This window comes from Bacillus aerius (assembly GCF_029894105.1).
Taxonomy (GTDB): Bacteria; Bacillota; Bacilli; order Bacillales; family Bacillaceae; genus Bacillus; species Bacillus altitudinis.
Genome location: NZ_JARYHO010000001.1, coordinates 2,293,822 through 2,309,240, shown reverse-complemented (window position 1 = coordinate 2,309,240; position 15,419 = coordinate 2,293,822). Strand labels below are relative to the sequence as shown.

Annotated in this window: 16 protein-coding genes and 2 pseudogenes; 11 read left to right on the top strand and 7 right to left on the bottom strand. The window is 40.9% G+C overall.

Annotated elements, in window-relative coordinates; genetic code table 11:
• Positions 1-33: 33 nt before the first annotated feature.
• Positions 34-1,185: pseudogene (locus M2353_RS11940) on the top strand (IS3 family transposase).
• Positions 1,186-1,245: 60 nt separating this feature from the next.
• On the opposite strand, the gene M2353_RS11935 reads toward M2353_RS11940, so the two are convergent.
• Together M2353_RS11935 and vrrA are read right to left on the bottom strand one after the other, a co-directional pair.
• The gene (locus tag M2353_RS11935) at positions 1,246-2,190 is read right to left on the bottom strand and encodes a 4-hydroxy-3-methylbut-2-enyl diphosphate reductase (protein ID WP_007501283.1); all 945 of its coding nucleotides are present in this window, start codon (positions 2,188-2,190) and stop codon (positions 1,246-1,248) included.
• Between the two features lie 156 nt (positions 2,191-2,346).
• Positions 2,347-3,069, bottom strand: a complete 723-nt coding sequence (gene vrrA / locus M2353_RS11930) for a VrrA/YqfQ family protein (RefSeq protein ID WP_024718821.1) — start codon at positions 3,067-3,069, stop codon at positions 2,347-2,349.
• A 155-nt stretch (positions 3,070-3,224) separates the two neighbouring features.
• Here vrrA and M2353_RS11925 point away from each other — a divergent pair, with 155 nt between their 5' ends.
• On the top strand, positions 3,225-4,544 hold the full coding sequence (locus M2353_RS11925; RefSeq protein WP_024718822.1) for a DEAD/DEAH box helicase: 1,320 nt from the start codon (positions 3,225-3,227) through the stop codon (positions 4,542-4,544).
• Positions 4,545-4,553: 9 nt separating this feature from the next.
• Positions 4,554-5,447 (top strand): deoxyribonuclease IV, encoded by an 894-nt coding sequence (locus tag M2353_RS11920; protein WP_017358005.1) that lies wholly within the window; start codon positions 4,554-4,556, stop codon positions 5,445-5,447.
• Between the two features lie 49 nt (positions 5,448-5,496).
• Here the strand turns inward: M2353_RS11920 and M2353_RS11915 are convergent, their stop codons facing one another.
• Positions 5,497-5,751, bottom strand: coding sequence for a DUF2624 domain-containing protein (locus M2353_RS11915; RefSeq protein WP_008342377.1), 255 nt, complete (start codon positions 5,749-5,751; stop codon positions 5,497-5,499).
• Positions 5,752-5,891: 140 nt separating this feature from the next.
• Between M2353_RS11915 and M2353_RS11910 the strand changes: the two genes are divergently transcribed.
• From M2353_RS11910 to M2353_RS11890, 5 genes are all read left to right on the top strand, one after another.
• Positions 5,892-6,773 carry a YitT family protein gene (locus M2353_RS11910; protein WP_017367617.1) on the top strand — a complete coding sequence of 294 codons (882 nt, stop codon included), beginning with the start codon at positions 5,892-5,894 and terminating at the stop codon, positions 6,771-6,773.
• 136 nt (positions 6,774-6,909) lie between these two features.
• Positions 6,910-7,686: a metal ABC transporter ATP-binding protein gene (locus M2353_RS11905; RefSeq protein WP_008342368.1), complete on the top strand. Its 777-nt coding sequence runs from the start codon at positions 6,910-6,912 to the stop codon at positions 7,684-7,686.
• Positions 7,686-8,546 carry a metal ABC transporter permease gene (locus M2353_RS11900; RefSeq protein ID WP_007501274.1) on the top strand — a complete coding sequence of 287 codons (861 nt, stop codon included), beginning with the start codon at positions 7,686-7,688 and terminating at the stop codon, positions 8,544-8,546. The genes M2353_RS11905 and M2353_RS11900 overlap by 1 nt, the downstream gene beginning before the upstream one ends.
• Positions 8,524-8,952 (top strand): zinc uptake transcriptional repressor Zur, encoded by a 429-nt coding sequence (gene zur / locus M2353_RS11895; RefSeq protein ID WP_003217433.1) that lies wholly within the window; start codon positions 8,524-8,526, stop codon positions 8,950-8,952. Before M2353_RS11900 ends, zur begins: the two co-directional genes overlap by 23 nt.
• A gap of 140 nt (positions 8,953-9,092) precedes the next feature.
• Positions 9,093-10,010 carry an ROK family protein gene (locus M2353_RS11890; RefSeq protein WP_284725471.1) on the top strand — a complete coding sequence of 306 codons (918 nt, stop codon included), beginning with the start codon at positions 9,093-9,095 and terminating at the stop codon, positions 10,008-10,010.
• A gap of 229 nt (positions 10,011-10,239) precedes the next feature.
• On the opposite strand, the gene M2353_RS11885 is transcribed toward M2353_RS11890, so the two are convergent.
• The gene (locus tag M2353_RS11885) at positions 10,240-10,818 is read right to left on the bottom strand and encodes a 5' nucleotidase, NT5C type (RefSeq protein WP_008342361.1); all 579 of its coding nucleotides are present in this window, start codon (positions 10,816-10,818) and stop codon (positions 10,240-10,242) included.
• 139 nt (positions 10,819-10,957) lie between these two features.
• On the opposite strand from M2353_RS11885, the gene M2353_RS11880 reads away from it, so the two are divergent.
• A complete protein-coding gene (locus M2353_RS11880) occupies positions 10,958-11,320 on the top strand; it encodes a DUF308 domain-containing protein (protein ID WP_008342359.1) in 363 nt (120 codons plus the stop codon).
• A 48-nt stretch (positions 11,321-11,368) separates the two neighbouring features.
• Here M2353_RS11880 and ispG read toward each other — a convergent pair whose 3' ends face one another.
• Positions 11,369-12,484, bottom strand: coding sequence for a flavodoxin-dependent (E)-4-hydroxy-3-methylbut-2-enyl-diphosphate synthase (ispG, locus tag M2353_RS11875; protein ID WP_008342357.1), 1,116 nt, complete (start codon positions 12,482-12,484; stop codon positions 11,369-11,371).
• A 106-nt stretch (positions 12,485-12,590) separates the two neighbouring features.
• Entirely contained in the window at positions 12,591-12,893 is a 303-nt protein-coding gene (locus M2353_RS11870; RefSeq protein ID WP_007501268.1) for a hypothetical protein, read from the bottom strand.
• A gap of 190 nt (positions 12,894-13,083) precedes the next feature.
• On the opposite strand from M2353_RS11870, the gene M2353_RS11865 reads away from it, so the two are divergent.
• Positions 13,084-13,629, top strand: coding sequence for a GNAT family N-acetyltransferase (locus M2353_RS11865; protein WP_284725470.1), 546 nt, complete (start codon positions 13,084-13,086; stop codon positions 13,627-13,629).
• 240 nt (positions 13,630-13,869) lie between these two features.
• Here the strand turns inward: M2353_RS11865 and M2353_RS11860 are convergent, their stop codons facing one another.
• Positions 13,870-14,622, bottom strand: a complete 753-nt coding sequence (locus tag M2353_RS11860; RefSeq protein ID WP_061419598.1) for a DUF1189 domain-containing protein — start codon at positions 14,620-14,622, stop codon at positions 13,870-13,872.
• A 143-nt stretch (positions 14,623-14,765) separates the two neighbouring features.
• Between M2353_RS11860 and M2353_RS11855 the strand changes: the two are divergent.
• Positions 14,766-15,250 (top strand): annotated as a pseudogene (locus M2353_RS11855) (DUF456 domain-containing protein).
• Positions 15,251-15,419: the final 169 nt, after the last annotated feature.

Below are 15,419 nucleotides of genomic sequence, written 5' to 3'. Positions count from 1 at the left end.
TGATCCGAAATAAAACATGGAGGTGTTTTTTCTATGGGGACAAGAGTGAGTTATCCGGTTGAAGTCAAACAGAAGGCTGTGGAAATGAGATTGGCAGGCGTACCTATGAAAGAGATCATGCAGGAATTGAATATCAAGAATAAGACGCAGGTTCAGACATGGGTGAGATGGCATAAAGCTGGGGATACACACAGGTTCGAACAACCTGTTGGAAAACAATATACCTATGGAAAGGGTCCCGAGTACTCTTCTGAATTAGAGAGACTACAGGCAGAAAATCGCTATTTGAGTCAACAGAATGAAGTTTTAAAAAAGTACAACGAATTGGAAAGGAAGTTGATAAAGAAACGTCAATCAAACTTGTAGAAGAATTGTGCAAAACGATGACGGTACAGGACATCTGTGTCCATTTAGGCATCTCACGCACTTCGTATTATAGATGGAAAAAGGATTTGACTCAGAATCATTCTAAAAGACAACTAGAGAAACAGGTCGGCACGTTGTGCCGAAAGCACAAATATCGATATGGTTATCGGAAAATCACAGCCATACTAAAAATGAGAATGCGTATTAACCATAAAACTGTTCAACGTATCATGCAGAAAAACCAGTGGCAATGCCGGGTTAAAATGAAAAAGCGTAAGAAGAATGGGCAGCCCTATGCCGTAGCCGGTAATATACTGAATCGGAACTTTCAGTCTGATCGCCCTCTTGAAAAACTAGTAACGGACATCACGTATTTGCCTTATGGACAGAAACAATTGTACCTTTCCAGTATATTGGATTTATATAATGGAGAAGTGATTGCTTTTACGATTGGTGATAAGCAGGACACAGACTTTATCTTAAACACACTTAATCAGCTTCCAGCACTGCCTGAGAATTGCGTGTTACATAGCGATCAAGGTTCTGTGTATACATCTTACGAGTATCAGAAAGCTGTTCATATAAAAGGCATTACCATGAGCATGTCCCGTAAAGGGACATGCTCATGGTAATGCCTCCATCGAATCGTTTCATTCCTCACTAAAGTCTGAAACGTTCTATCTTAACAGGATTGATCGCACTACGACCACCATCGTAGAACGCACTGTCAAAGAATACATTTATTATTATAACAACATTCGTATTCAAACGAAACTAAACAACCAATCACCGATAAACTATCGGCAATTGGCTGTATAAAGGTGTTTTGATCCCTGTCTCAAAAACGGGGGTCAGTCCCATAGCAGCTCTGACGTTTTTTTATTTCTTTGTTTTCACGCGAGGTAATATCTTAGAAAGAGGAACCGTCCGTTCAATTTTCCATGTTGATTCATCATCAGGTTCGTAGTTTTCTAAGAAACGAATGACTTCTTTTGTAATAGGTGTAGGTGTGGAAGCACCTGCAGTAACGGCAACGGTTTTTACCCCTTGGAGCCATTCAAGCTTTAGCTCACTGAGATCACCAATTCGGTAAGCCTGCGTTCCTGCAATCTCCATTGACACTTGGGCCAGACGATTTGAGTTATTGCTTTTTGGATCGCCGACCACAATGGTCAGATCGGCTTGGCCTGCTTGCTGTGACACAGCTTCCTGACGTACCTGTGTCGCAAGGCAGATTTCTTGATGGTACTCGACGTGAGGATATTTTTCTTTAATGAGCTCCATCAGATCATGAACATCCCACTGAGACATTGTCGTCTGATTGGTGATGAGCAGTTTATCTGACGTTAAATCGAGCGCTTTAATATCAGCTTCTGTTTCGACAAGGTGCACTTTGTCAGGTGCAACACCGACGGCTCCTTCTGGCTCAGGGTGACCCTTTTTCCCGATATAAATAATGTCATATCCATCAGCTGTTTTTTCTGAAATGAGTTCATGTGTTTTCGTGACATCTGGACAGGTCGCATCAATGGCGACAAGGCCTTTTTCTTCTGCAATTTGACGGACTTCAGGAGATACGCCGTGAGCGGTGAAAATCACTGTGCCACTTTCAACCTGTTTTAAAATATCCAGACGGTTTGGTCCGTCCAGTGTGTAAATTCCATCTTCTTCGAAGGCATCTGTGACATGTTTGTTGTGCACAATCATACCTAATATATAAATTGGGCGTGGCAAGTTTTTATCAAGTGCGGCATTTTTAGCAATGACCATTGCATCGACAACGCCATAGCAATAGCCACGCGGCGAAATTTTAATTACATTCATTTATTCGTCCTCCTGTAGGGAAGTGCTGCTAGAGAAGAACAATATAAAAAGCCGTGAAAAACGGCTTTTGATCATTCTCTTCCTTCATTATAGCCAAAGTAAGCGCATATATCAAAGATTGTTATACATGGGAAACACTTCGCCTTTAAAAGATCACTAGACATATAGTTTCGGAATGGAACTACCCGATCTTTTTTTCGGTTTTGCTTCAGGAGCAGCTGATGTGTGTACAGTCCCTTTTTTGACAAGGATGTCCTCTGGTTCTTCTTCTTTTCCTTCTTCTATTTCATCATCAACCGGTGCTGTTTGTTCGTGTGGAACGTCTGTTTCTGCAGTGATTTCTTTTGGTTCTTCGTCTGCATCATTCGTATTTGTTTCATCATCATCTGCACTGCCAAGCTGGCTATAGAGTTTAATCATGGCAGGCAAATTTCTGACTAAAGGACCGTATTGCTGAATCATAGGCGTGAATTGCTGCGCCATTCCGAGTACTTTTTGAACATTTCCTAACATGCTGGAAAGGTTCGCAGGGTTTGCGAAGCTCTGGATTCCTTGTAATCCCGCACCACCTCCAGCTCCAGAGATCCCTGCTCCTCCAGCTCCAGGAAGAAACTTTGCCAGCATGCCCTTAATTCCGGCTCCGCCGCCTAGTGCACGGCTTTCGCCTCCAGGAATGCCACCCATCCCGCGTAGACCGCCGCCTTGTACAGACGGAGAGCGAGGCATCATTTGTTGAAATTGGTTGCCTTGCCCTTGAAAAGGCTGTTCGATCGGAGCCTGCTGTCTCCGTTGAAAAATTCCGGGCTGTCCGCCATTTCCAAGGTGCCGGCGTGAGGGGCGATGCGGCTGAAAATCGCCCATAGGCCTTTGCCCTAACATACTTGTACCTCCCTTACTGCATTCTCTTTCTCTTCATAGGTTATGCAGGGAAGTATCATTTGGTTTCCTGTGAGAAAAGCGGACATGGTTTTTTTGCTGAAAATCAGCTATAATGAAGAGATGAGCAAAAAGGCATTGCCTTAAGGAGTGAAAACATGAAAGAAACGAAATTTACGACATATGAATTAAAGTCTTTTATTATAGATGCTATTCATGAACTGGGCTTTTATGAGCCGACTGATATTCAAAAAAGAATCATACCTGCTGTTTTAAAAGGTGAAAGCGTGATTGGACAGTCTCAAACAGGGACAGGGAAAACCCATGCGTATTTATTGCCGCTTATTCATTCAATTGATCCAAGCAAAGAGCAAGTACAAGTGGTCATTACTGCACCAACACGAGAATTAGCGAATCAAATTTTTAAAGAAGCACAAACGATCTTAAAAAATACGCCTCCAGAAGAAGAAATCAAGGCAAAGCTTTACATTGGCGGAACGGACAAGCAGAAATCCATTCAAAAGCTAAAGAATCAGCCGCACTTAGTGGTCGGCACTCCTGGACGTATTGCTGATCTTATTCATGAGCAAGCGCTGAATGTGTACAAAGCAACATCTCTTGTCATTGATGAAGCCGACCTTATGCTGGATATGGGCTTTTTAGAAGATGTGGATCGTATTGGTTCACAAATGCCAGAACAGTTGCAAATGCTCGTGTTCTCAGCAACTATTCCAGAAAAATTAAAACCTTTCCTCAAAAAATATATGGATAATCCGAAATATGCACATGTTGAACCGAAACGCATTACGGCTGAAAACATTCAGCATATTTTAGTTCCATCTAAACAACGTGATAAATTAAAATTACTTCATGAAATGGTGACGAATGTACAGCCTTATTTAGGGATCATCTTTGCCAATACGAAATCAACTGTTGATGAAATTGCCTCATTCCTACAGGAAAAAGGAATGAAAATTGGGGTACTTCATGGTGGTTTAACGCCTCGTGAACGTAAAAAAGTGATGAAACAAATTGAAGATTTGGAGTTCACCTATATTGTGGCATCTGATCTTGCTGCCCGCGGGATTGATATTAAGGGCGTCAGCCACGTGATTAACTATGAGCTCCCATCCGATCTTGATTTTTATGTTCACCGTGTGGGAAGAACGGCTCGCGCTGGTTCATCTGGCATTGCAATGACCATTTATGATCTTGCTGATGAGGATGCACTCGTTCAAATTGAAAAAATGGGTGTTGTGTTTGAAAACAAAACGATTGTTCATGGCGAATGGCGAGATGCAGATGATCGTTTGAAGCGTCAAAGACGTAAAAAAGCACCAAATGAAATTGAAGAAAAAGCAAAACGTCTTGTCAGAAAACCGAAAGCCGTCAAACCTGGATATAAAAAGAAAATGACACGTGAGATGGATAAAATCAAAAGACAAGAACGTAGAAAGTCAAAGCGTAACGGAAAGTAGGGGGACACATTGTTGAAGATTGGATCACATGTATCCATGAGCGGAAAACATATGCTACTTGCAGCGAGTGAGGAAGCTGCCTCTTATGGTTCAAATACTTTTATGATTTATACAGGTGCACCACAAAATACGCGCCGTAAAAAAATTGAAGATCTCAATATTGAAGCTGGACAAGCGCATATGAAAGAGCATGGTATGACAGATATCGTCGTTCATGCACCGTATATTATCAATATTGGGAACACAGTGAATCCAGCGACATTTGAGCTTGGAGTGGACTTCCTTCGCTCTGAGATAGAGCGTACAGAAGCGCTAGGTGCAAGACAAATTGTTCTTCATCCAGGAGCGCATGTCGGAGCAGGTGCAGATGCAGGAATTCAAAAAATCATTGAAGGTCTCAATGAAGTCATTGTGAAGGGGCAGGAGGTTCAAATTGCGCTGGAAACAATGGCGGGAAAAGGATCAGAGTGCGGAAGAAGCTTTGAAGAGCTTGCCCAAATTATTGACGGTGTGACACATAACGAAGCACTTTCTGTTTGCTTTGATACGTGTCACACGCACGATGCAGGTTATCCCATTGTGAGTGATTTTGATGGAGTATTAGAAGAATTTGATCGAATTGTCGGGATCGACCGAATCAAAGTTCTTCATATTAATGATAGTAAAAATGTACAAGGCGCAAGAAAAGACCGACATGAAAATATCGGTTTTGGAGAAATTGGTTTTGATGCCCTGAGCTATATCGTTCATCATCCACAGCTTCAAGATGTGCCGAAGATTCTAGAAACGCCTTATGTAGGTGAAGATAAAAAGAACAAGAAACCACCTTACAAATTTGAAATTGCGATGCTGAAAGAAAAGCAATTTGATGAAGGTTTACTAGATAAGATTACGGGTCAATAAAAAGTGCATGCAATGTGATGAGGTGCCGCTAAATGCGGCCCTTTTTTGCCTAATTTGTGAATTGATTAAACAGATCATTGACGGTCTGTGCTGTCTGTTTAGACGTAATCGCTTCCACTTGCTTAAGCAGCCGGTTGCGCTCTGCATCATTAAAAATATTGACGTTTTTCCCATTCATAAGTTTGGCGACCTCTGCAGCCTGATTGGATGTTAAGCTGACCCCATACTGTTTTGCATACCTTAACAAGTCATTTGCTGTGATCTGATTCAGACGCTGCAACACAATTTTTTGAATTAAAATCAATTCCATTCCTCCCCTCTGTATCAATGTATGGGCGAAAACGGAAAATGTGCAAAAAATTTTATTTTACTCTGTGAAATGATAAAATAGTAAAGTGAATAAAATGTTCATTGAAAACTAAACATGTGTAGAAGGGAGAACGTATGGCAAATAGTAAACAGCATAAAAAGGAATCAGTGCCTCATTTTATTTTGAGAATTTTTCTGATTCTAGTAGGAGCTGCATGTGCAGCAGTCAGCATTGAATTATTTTTAGTGCCAAACAATATTATTGATGGAGGCATCATCGGTATTTCGCTTATTTTGGATTATCTTTTTACTGATAACCCATTCATTAATTTCGCGACGATTGTTGTCATTTTAAATATTCCATTTATGATATCAGGATACAAACATATTGGGAAAACCTTTTTGGTTTCCACTGTGATTGGGATTGTCAGCTTGGCCGTGATTGAATCTTCACTTCATCATGTAGAAGCATTTACGACGCAGCCGATTTTAGCTACTGTATTTGGAGGGCTGTTACTCGGGTTTGGCGTTGGGCTTGTGATACGGAATGGAGGCTCAATGGACGGAACGGAAATCTTAGGAATTCTTCTGACGAAAAAAATTCCTTTCTCCGTCGGTGAGTTTGTCATGATCGTCAATGTGTTCATTTTTATTTGGGCGGGCTTTGTCTTCGGACCGGAGCAAGCTATGTATTCTGTCATGACATATTATTTGGCAATGAAAACAATTGATGCTGTCATTCAAGGACTAGATGAAACAAAAGCTGTCATTATCGTTTCGGATTATTATGATGAAATTTCAGATGCGATCCTCCATCGTCTCGGCAGGGGAACCACCAAACTTAGAGGAAAAGGCGGTTATACCGATGAAGAAAAAGATGTCATTTACGCCGTCGTGACAAGACTTGAAATTACGAAGCTGAAATCTATCGTGTTTGAAATTGATGGTCAAGCCTTTATTACGATTATGGATACGCATGAAACAAAAGGCGGTAAATTCAAAACAGCCATTCATTAGCTTTTATTTTACTTTTTTATCTTTCTTTTATATAATGAAATGTATGTATGGAAAAAGAAAATGGCTTTTGCCATTTTCTTTTTGTTGTATAAATCGTAATCATTCTTTTTATATTGGATTAAAGGTGGAAAGATTTATGGCAAAGCCAATTATTGAAATGAAGGACATTTCGTATTCATATGGACAGCGAAATGTCATCGATCACATTCATTTAACAGTAGAGGAAGGAAACTTTCTAGCACTTGTTGGACCGAATGGATCTGGTAAAACAACCTTATTAAAATGCCTGCTTGGCTTAATTAAACCCCAGCAGGGAGAATTGAAGCTCTTTGGCACACCTGCTCAAAAATTTAAAGACTGGGATCAAATTGGATTTGTTTCTCAAAAGGCGAATAGCTTTAATACAGGGTTTCCTGCTTCTGTATACGAGGTCGTGGCAAGTGGTTTAACGGCGAAGATTGGTTTATTCAAACGCATGAGTAAGCAGGATAAGCTTCAAGTAGATGAGGCGATCCGCTCAGTTGGTATACAAGACTTAAAACACCAAAACATTGGTGAGCTTTCAGGCGGTCAGCAGCAGCGTACATTTATTGCCCGTGCACTCGTCAGTCAGCCGAAGCTGCTTATTTTAGATGAGCCGACTGTGGGTGTAGACCAAAGAACAGTAGAGGGCTTTTATCAGCTGTTAGAAACATTGAACAAAGAAAAAGGAATGTCTTTAATTCTCGTTACACATGATGTAGGAACCGTTTCTGACAAAGTCACGCATGTGGCTTGTTTAAATCAGACACTTCATTTTCATGGAGATGCGGAAACGTTTGATTCGATGGATGATCAGGCGCTTTCTCAGTTTTACGGGCATGACATTCAAGTGATTCATCACGATCATCACCATCATGGGGGACATGAATAATGCTATTTCCATTTTTTCATTATGAATTTTTACAAAATGCGTTTATCGCAGGTATGCTGATCGGCTTTATTGCGCCCTTACTTGGTGTATTTATTGTCGTGAGAAGGCTCTCTCTCATCGCAGATGCGCTTAGTCACGTATCACTTGCTGGGATAGCGGCAAGTTTATTCCTTGATAAAAAGTTTGGACTTTTGACAGGGGTTAGCCCGCTTTACTTAGGAATGGCTTTTTCTGTGGCTGGCTCATTGTTTATCGAACGTCTGCGCTCTGTGTATAAACATTATCAGGAGCTGGCGATTCCCATTATTTTATCGGGTGGTATTGGGATCTCTGTTATTTTCATTTCACTTGCAAATGGTTTTAATACAGATTTGTTCAGTTATTTGTTCGGAAGTGTCAGTGCGGTTTCAAGACTCGATCTTTGGATTATTGTTGGGATCTCACTTGTCGTTGTATTAGTGGTTGTGCTCTTGTATAAAGAATTGTTTTTGCTTTCTTTTGATGAAGAACATGCGAAGGCTTCTGGTATTTCAGCTAAGTGGATTCATTTTATTTTTATTTTAGTCGTTGCACTTGTCATCGCAGCATCGATGCGTATTGTCGGTACACTCCTAGTGTCCGCACTCATGACACTGCCAGTTGCGGCAAGTATTCGGATTGCCAAAGGGTTTAAACAGGCAATTTTCCTTTCCATCTTATTTGGGGAATTGTCTGTCATGGTCGGCTTGATTTTAAGTTATTATCTTGATTTAGCGCCGGGTGGAACCATTGTGATGCTGTCTATCTTGATTTTAATCGGGTGTATTAGTATTGGGAAATTCAGAAGGGGGAATCATCATGAACGTACAAGAAGCGCTTGATTTATTAAAGGAAAAAGGCTATAAATATACAAGCAAACGTGAAGATATGCTTCAATTGTTTTCTGATTCTGATAAATACTTGACCGCTAAAAATGTATTAACAGCATTAAGTGAAGATTACCCAGGGCTTAGTTTTGATACGATTTATCGAAACCTGTCTTTATATGAAGATCTTGGGATATTAGAGACAACGGAATTATCAGGGGAGAAACTGTTCCGTTTTAAATGTTCGTTTTCCCACCATCATCATCACTTTATTTGTTTGACGTGTGGTAAAACAAAGGAAATCGACGCTTGCCCTATGGACAAGCTTGATGCTGATCTAGAGGATTATCACATTAGCGGACATAAATTTGAAATTTACGGAACGTGTCCTTCTTGCGAACCGAAAGAAGTTCATTCATGAAAGAAGCCAGCCGATGGGCTGGCTTTTTGTTTTGTGATCTTGAAAACGTTTTACAAAGGATAGCTGTTTCATTAAAATGAGAACAATAGATCATCTATTGAAACATCATTGAGTCTTTTGAAATAGGGGAGTGGTCAAAGGTGGCATATTATGTTGTTTTCGATGTAGGCGGAACAAAAACAAAGCATGGGGTCATGGATCGAAATGGTGAGCTGATCACGAGCGGCGACTACGTAACAAACTGCCGACAACTTGAGCCGTTTTTAGAGGACATGGAGAACGTGGTGAAAGAGTATCAAAGGACTTGGGATATCAAAGGGATTGCGATGAGTCTTCCGGGTTTTGTTGACAGTCAAACGGGTTATACGGAATTTGCAGGAGCGATTATTGCTTTAAATGGCCAAAATGTCAAAACGCTTTTGGAAGAAAAAACATCACTTCGTGTAGAAGTAGAAAATGATGCGAACTGTGCAGCTCTGGCTGAAAAATTTAGTGGTCATGCGAAAGAGTGTGACAGCTTTATATGTATGACGCTTGGGACTGGTGTCGGCGGTGGTATTTTTGCTGGTGGCGAGCTTGTGCGCGGTGCCTCTTTTCGCGGCGGTGAATTTGGTATGATGCTGACAGAAACAGAAAATGGTCAGTTTACCACACTCAACAGCAGTGCTTCGACAGCTGGATTGATACGAAGCTACAAAGAGCAGCAGGGCATTCCACAAAGTCAGCAAATCGACGGTCAAGAAATCTTTGAAAAAGCCAAGCATGATCCGGCCATTGAGAAGATGATCGATCAGTGGTACAAACGAATCGCAATTGGTATTTACAATGTGGCAACAGTTCTCAATCCAGAGAAAATCCTCATTGGCGGGGGCGTGAGTGCAAGGCCCGATTTGATTCCAAACATTGAGAAACATTTACATACTTTGCATGCATGGAAAAACATACAGGTGACACTGGAAACGTGCTATTACTTCAATCAGGCAGGTATGATGGGTGCACTTTATCATTTTTTAATAAAAGAAGGACATTATCGTACAATCAAAAAGTCGATACATTAAACGGATCGGCTTCAGCGTGTAGACAAACCCTCGCATTCGCCCGCAGTCCTGCGTGCTGGTGCTTACGAATGTCAAATTCGCTCCGCTCCGATGCTAGTCCTTCCTAGACTGCAAAGGTTTTCTATCACGCTGAAACGAAGACAAAGGGCTAAAATCAAGTTCATTTTAGCCCTTTGTCAACAATCTGAAGCCGATACATTAAAAACGTATCGGCGGCTTTTGATCTGTTTTAGTAAGCAGTTTGCAGACGCTTTTCATACTGTTTGATCCATTGGGATGCTTCTTGCCAGTTATTAACGCGAATGATCCGTTCATCAATTGGCATTTGATTATACGGTGAGTTAAACAGAATCACTGGAATGTCAGCTTCTTTTGCAATCATTGTGGCATTGCCATGGTGATCTTCAAAAAACACATCGATCTTATGTTTTTGAACAGCTTCCACCTTATGATGTCCGCCAACAAGCTCGATATCGTCGTAATGGACATGATTCTCCTCAAACCATTTGTAGGTGATGTCTGAGTGATGCTGCCTTCTGGCTGTGATATAAATCAATTGATGATGATGTTTCATTTGATTGAGGATTTCTTTTGCACCCTCGGCAGGCTTTGCCTGTTTATAAATAAGAGGCTCATACTCATTCATCCAGCCCCAAAATTCTTCATTTGAAATCTTTAAAAGCTTCGTCAAATCATATTCCGTCATATCATCTAGTGTGATGTCACATTGAAACGACTCATTTAAGTAGGGGACAAAGGTGTCCTGCGCCGTGACTGTGCCATCGATATCAATTCCTAAACGTAACATGCCCACACTCCTCATATTTATCCTCTTAAAGTGTAACATAATCAATTCACAATTCCAGCAAGTTTTAGCAAACATGAAACAGACATTTTTGCTCATACTAAAAAAGCTCCTTTCTATTAACCAAAAGGGGGAATTGATCATGGAAAGAGACGAAGATTTCAGAAGAAATGATCGTGAAATCGACACACACTTTAGTAATGATGATGGCTATTTAGAAGAAACAGCTGCTGAAATTGCAGAGCCATATCAAGCATCAAGAGATCGTGAAGACAGAAGAGAACGTGACCATGTAGGTGACGATTCAGGCAGTAAGGGGATAGGCTATACAGCACTCGCGATTGCGATTATCTCACTATTTGTCTTGCCGGTGCTATTAGGCGTAGCGGCAATCGTCGTTGGTTATATTGCAAGAAGAAAAGGAGCACATGCGCTTGGCGCGTGGTCAATCGGGATCGGAATCGTTTCCGTCATCCTCGGCATCTTTATCACCCCGTTCTTTTAACAGGACAGGAACAGAAAAACGCCTGACAGTGATGTCAGGCGTTCTTTGTTATGCGTTCGCTTGTTTTGCTTTTTCAGCTTCCATTTTTGCATAATGTTCTTCAGCGATTTTATCGATTTCTTTTTTCAGTTCTTCGACCATTGTTTCTTCTGGCACTTTTCGAACGATTTCACCTTTGCGGAATAAGAGGCCTTCACCTCTAGCGCCAGCGATGCCGATATCAGCTTCACGCGCTTCACCCGGACCGTTTACAGCACATCCGAGAACAGCTACTTTGATCGGTGCTTTAATTTTAGAAATATATTCTTCGACTTCATTTGCAATGCTAATGAGGTCAATTTCAATTCGTCCACAAGTTGGACATGAGATGAGTGTTGCTGCATTTGATGCAAGGCCAAATGATTTTAATAATTCACGTGCCACTTTGACCTCTTCGACCGGGTCAGCACTTAATGAAATACGGAGTGTGTTACCAATTCCCATATTCAAGATTGCGCCAAGACCAGCTGCACTTTTGACCGTACCTGCAAATAACGTACCTGATTCTGTAATCCCAAGATGAAGAGGATAATCAAAGGCTTTTGCTGCTTTTTCGTATGCCTCAATCGCAAGGTTTACATCAGATGCTTTCATACTGACAATGATGTCATGAAAATCTAGGTCTTCTAAAATTTTAATGTGATGCAGTGCACTTTCAACCATACCATCTGCTGTTGGATAGCCGTATTTATCAAGAATCTTTTTCTCGAGCGAACCGGCGTTTACCCCAATACGAATTGGAATGCCTTTTTCTTTTGCCGCTTTCACAACTGCTTCGACTTTTTCTCGTCTTCCGATGTTTCCTGGGTTGATACGAATTTTGTCTGCACCTGCTTCAATCGCTTTCAGTGCAAGCTTGTAGTCAAAATGAATGTCGACAACAAGGGGGATGTTGATTTGTTTTTTAATGTCCGCAATCGCATTTGCTGCACGCTCATCTGGGCATGCGACACGCACGATTTGACAGCCAGCTTCTTCTAAACGTTTAATTTCAGCTACTGTCGCTTCGACATCATGTGTTTTGGTTGTCGCCATACTTTGAATGACGACTTCATTGTTTCCACCTATAGTTAAAGGTCCCACTTTGACGGGACGCGTTTTTGTACGATGTGTGACTTCACTCACTTGTCAATCGCTCCTTAGTGTACATGCAATTCGTTTGCAGTGTACGACGTGTTTTACATCTCATATTGTAACAGTCTCTTTGTATGAATGACAAGGAATTAACGTTTTATCTCTTATAGACCGGAAACTTGTATGTGCTGCCTGCCCGAATTTCGTTCGCTTTGACGCCTTGATTCAGTGCTTCAAAGTCTTCGATCACTTCATCTAATGGCTTACTTGTATGTACGATAGAGACGACGGTTTGACCTTGTTTAACAGTGACAGTTTTATATGCCTGTTTTTCAGCTGTTTGAAAGGCGCTGGCGGGAACAGCAGGGCCTTCCTGAACGGGGATCGTTCCATTTTTTAAATCAAAAAAGATAATAAAGAGGACAAACAAACTGACTAGTAAAAAAATAATTCGCCGCATTTTACTCACCGCTTTTAAGAGTTTACTTCAGATTATGCATGTCCCTGAGTTGATAGAACAAAAAAGAGTGGAAAAGCTAGGAAGGGTGGTTCTAGTGAGTTCTAGTATGACTTGTAAGTGAAAAAAGTTTGGAAAAAGCAATCCTAAGCCCTTTCTTTATTATGATAAAATCAAAACAGGGGGAGAGTATATGAAGAAAATCAGTCAGCATATATATGTAAGAACACTAACAGAAAGTGATGCAGAAGCACTATTAACACTTGAACGAGAAAACCGCACTTATTTTCAGCAATTTACTCCTTTGGTTCAGGATGATTTTTTTACTGTACCTCGTCAAAAGGAACGGATTAACCGCAGTATGCAAAGGCGTGCAAAAGATGAAGCCTATATGCACGGTATTTTCTTAAATGAAACAGATGCATTAATTGGAACGATCTCACTCAATTCTGTTGAAAGAGGACCGATTCAAGGGGCTTTGCTTGGATATGTACTTGATGAAAAGCAAGGCGGGAAGGGGTATATGACAGAGGCGATTCGTTTGATTATCGATTATGCCTTTTATGAACTGTACCTTCACCGTATTGAGGCTGGCGTAAAACCATCTAACATTGGTTCCATTCGTGTGCTTGAGAAGACAGGGTTTGAAAATGAGGGACTTCATCGTAAAAAAGTAAAGATCAATGATACGTGGGAAGATCACTATTTGTTTGCGATCATCCATCCAGATGAGTCATAGGGTCAAAACAAATAAAAAAGCTCCCCAAAATGAGGGAGCTTACAGCGTGTAGACAAACCCTCGCATTCTTTGTCAGTCCTGCGCTTCGGTGCTCACGAATGTCAAATTCGCTCCGCGCCGATGCTCGTCCTTCCTAGACTGCAAAGGTTTTCTATCACGCTGAAAAGAAGACAAAGGGCTAAAATCAACAACATTTTAGCCCTTTGTCAACAATCTGAAAGCTCCTCAAAATGAGGGAGCTTATTTTTTGGCAGGTATTTCTTTAACGACAAGATATAAGAAAATAAAGTTAATCACCCAATTTAATAAAAATGAGTTCGCAACCGGCGTGTTTAATGCACTCATGATGGCGAAAAAGACGGTTGTTAATGTGAGTGAATAGGCAGAGAGCTTCCAAAGCATTTGAAAGGACAGCTCTTTTTGCTGCATTCGTTTAATAAATGTGCCAAGCATGGCTAGGAATGTTGCGCTGATGAACATGAGAGCAGCAGTAGATAGGTACAGCAGGACACAAATGACAGGGATAATGATCGCTTGATTCTGGTTTGTGACGCTGGCAAGTTCATCTTTTGTGAGTGTTCCGCCAAGCAGCTGGTATGGAATATCTGTCATTTGTCCGTCAATGGCAATCACTGCTTTTTCTTTCAATAACGCAATGGCTGTTTGTTTTGATTCAAGCTCACTTGATTTTATTTTTTCATTGGGATCAAAGATAATCGTGATGCCATTTTCTTCTTTTTCGATCGGCGTGCTTTGATCCGCTTGAAGCGTTCCTTTTTCAATGGAAAAGTCGGGTAAATCTTTTTTAATCACATGTTGAAATCCTGACATCGCATTTGAAATTTCTTTGCTCATATGATAGCCCTGGGGGACAGCTGCGATGATCGAAAGGATAAAGATGAATAAAATGGCCTTTCCAATCCCAGTAAAACGTGCTCTGGCAATATCTTTTGGTGAATAAATTCCTTTTAACAATAAACTAAATACGTTCAACCGATTCACTTCCTACATTCTTTTCTATTTCTCACATTGTATCAATGTCTATCCATCCAGTACAAGTACGGCCTTCATTACTGGTTAAGATAGAAGGAATGAGGCATAATGTATACAGCATATAAAAAGGAGGCGGCAGCGGATTGGACGTGCTGTATTGGATTTTGATCGGCTGTGCATTTATCATTGCGTTTGTGGGACTTGTCTATCCAATCATTCCTAGTGTGGTTTTCATGGTTCTTGGGTTTATTTTATATGGGCTCTTTTTTAGCTTTGAGAAATTGACGCTCACCTTTTGGCTCATTCAAGCCATGTTTACAGCTGTGTTATTTGCCGCGGATTATGTCTCCAATCTGATTGGGGTGAAACGCTTGGCGGCAGCCGGGCGGCCATTTGGGGAAGTACCATTGGGCTTTTAGCCGGTCCTTTTGTGATTCCGATTGCTGGAATTATCATTGGTCCATTTATCGGCAGTGTCATCGCAGAGCTGCTCGTTCATCAAAAAGATCTGAAGACAAGTGTGAAAGTTGGGCTTGGCTCATTAATTGGTTTTGTGTCAGGCGTATTTGCAAAAGGGTTGATTCAAGCACTGATGCTGGGAATCTTTTTGTTTTATGTGCTTCGCTAAATGGAAAATCGGTGTTTAACACTCTTTCTGAAGGGTTAAATACAAAATAAACACTGAAATGTTTCAGATCATGAGCAATAACGTTGAAACAAGCCGTTTCTTTTGATACTCTTTGATTAGGGTGAATTGCTTGCTTACTAAGGAAGCATTTCAGTACATACATTTCTAA

What these genes read in the sequence shown, in the direction of transcription:
- M2353_RS11935 (WP_007501283.1), bottom strand. Translation starts at nt 2,190, where the DNA reads ATGAATGTAATTAAAATTTCGCCGCGTGGCTATTGCTATGGCGTTGTC.
- vrrA (WP_024718821.1), bottom strand. Translation starts at nt 3,069, where the DNA reads ATGTTAGGGCAAAGGCCTATGGGCGATTTTCAGCCGCATCGCCCCTCA.
- M2353_RS11925 (WP_024718822.1), top strand. Translation starts at nt 3,225, where the DNA reads ATGAAAGAAACGAAATTTACGACATATGAATTAAAGTCTTTTATTATA.
- M2353_RS11910 (WP_017367617.1), top strand. Translation starts at nt 5,892, where the DNA reads ATGGCAAATAGTAAACAGCATAAAAAGGAATCAGTGCCTCATTTTATT.
- M2353_RS11905 (WP_008342368.1), top strand. Translation starts at nt 6,910, where the DNA reads ATGGCAAAGCCAATTATTGAAATGAAGGACATTTCGTATTCATATGGA.
- M2353_RS11900 (WP_007501274.1), top strand. Translation starts at nt 7,686, where the DNA reads ATGCTATTTCCATTTTTTCATTATGAATTTTTACAAAATGCGTTTATC.
- zur (WP_003217433.1), top strand. Translation starts at nt 8,524, where the DNA reads ATGAACGTACAAGAAGCGCTTGATTTATTAAAGGAAAAAGGCTATAAA.
- M2353_RS11885 (WP_008342361.1), bottom strand. Translation starts at nt 10,818, where the DNA reads ATGTTACGTTTAGGAATTGATATCGATGGCACAGTCACGGCGCAGGAC.
- M2353_RS11880 (WP_008342359.1), top strand. Translation starts at nt 10,958, where the DNA reads ATGGAAAGAGACGAAGATTTCAGAAGAAATGATCGTGAAATCGACACA.
- M2353_RS11870 (WP_007501268.1), bottom strand. Translation starts at nt 12,893, where the DNA reads ATGCGGCGAATTATTTTTTTACTAGTCAGTTTGTTTGTCCTCTTTATT.
- M2353_RS11865 (WP_284725470.1), top strand. Translation starts at nt 13,084, where the DNA reads ATGAAGAAAATCAGTCAGCATATATATGTAAGAACACTAACAGAAAGT.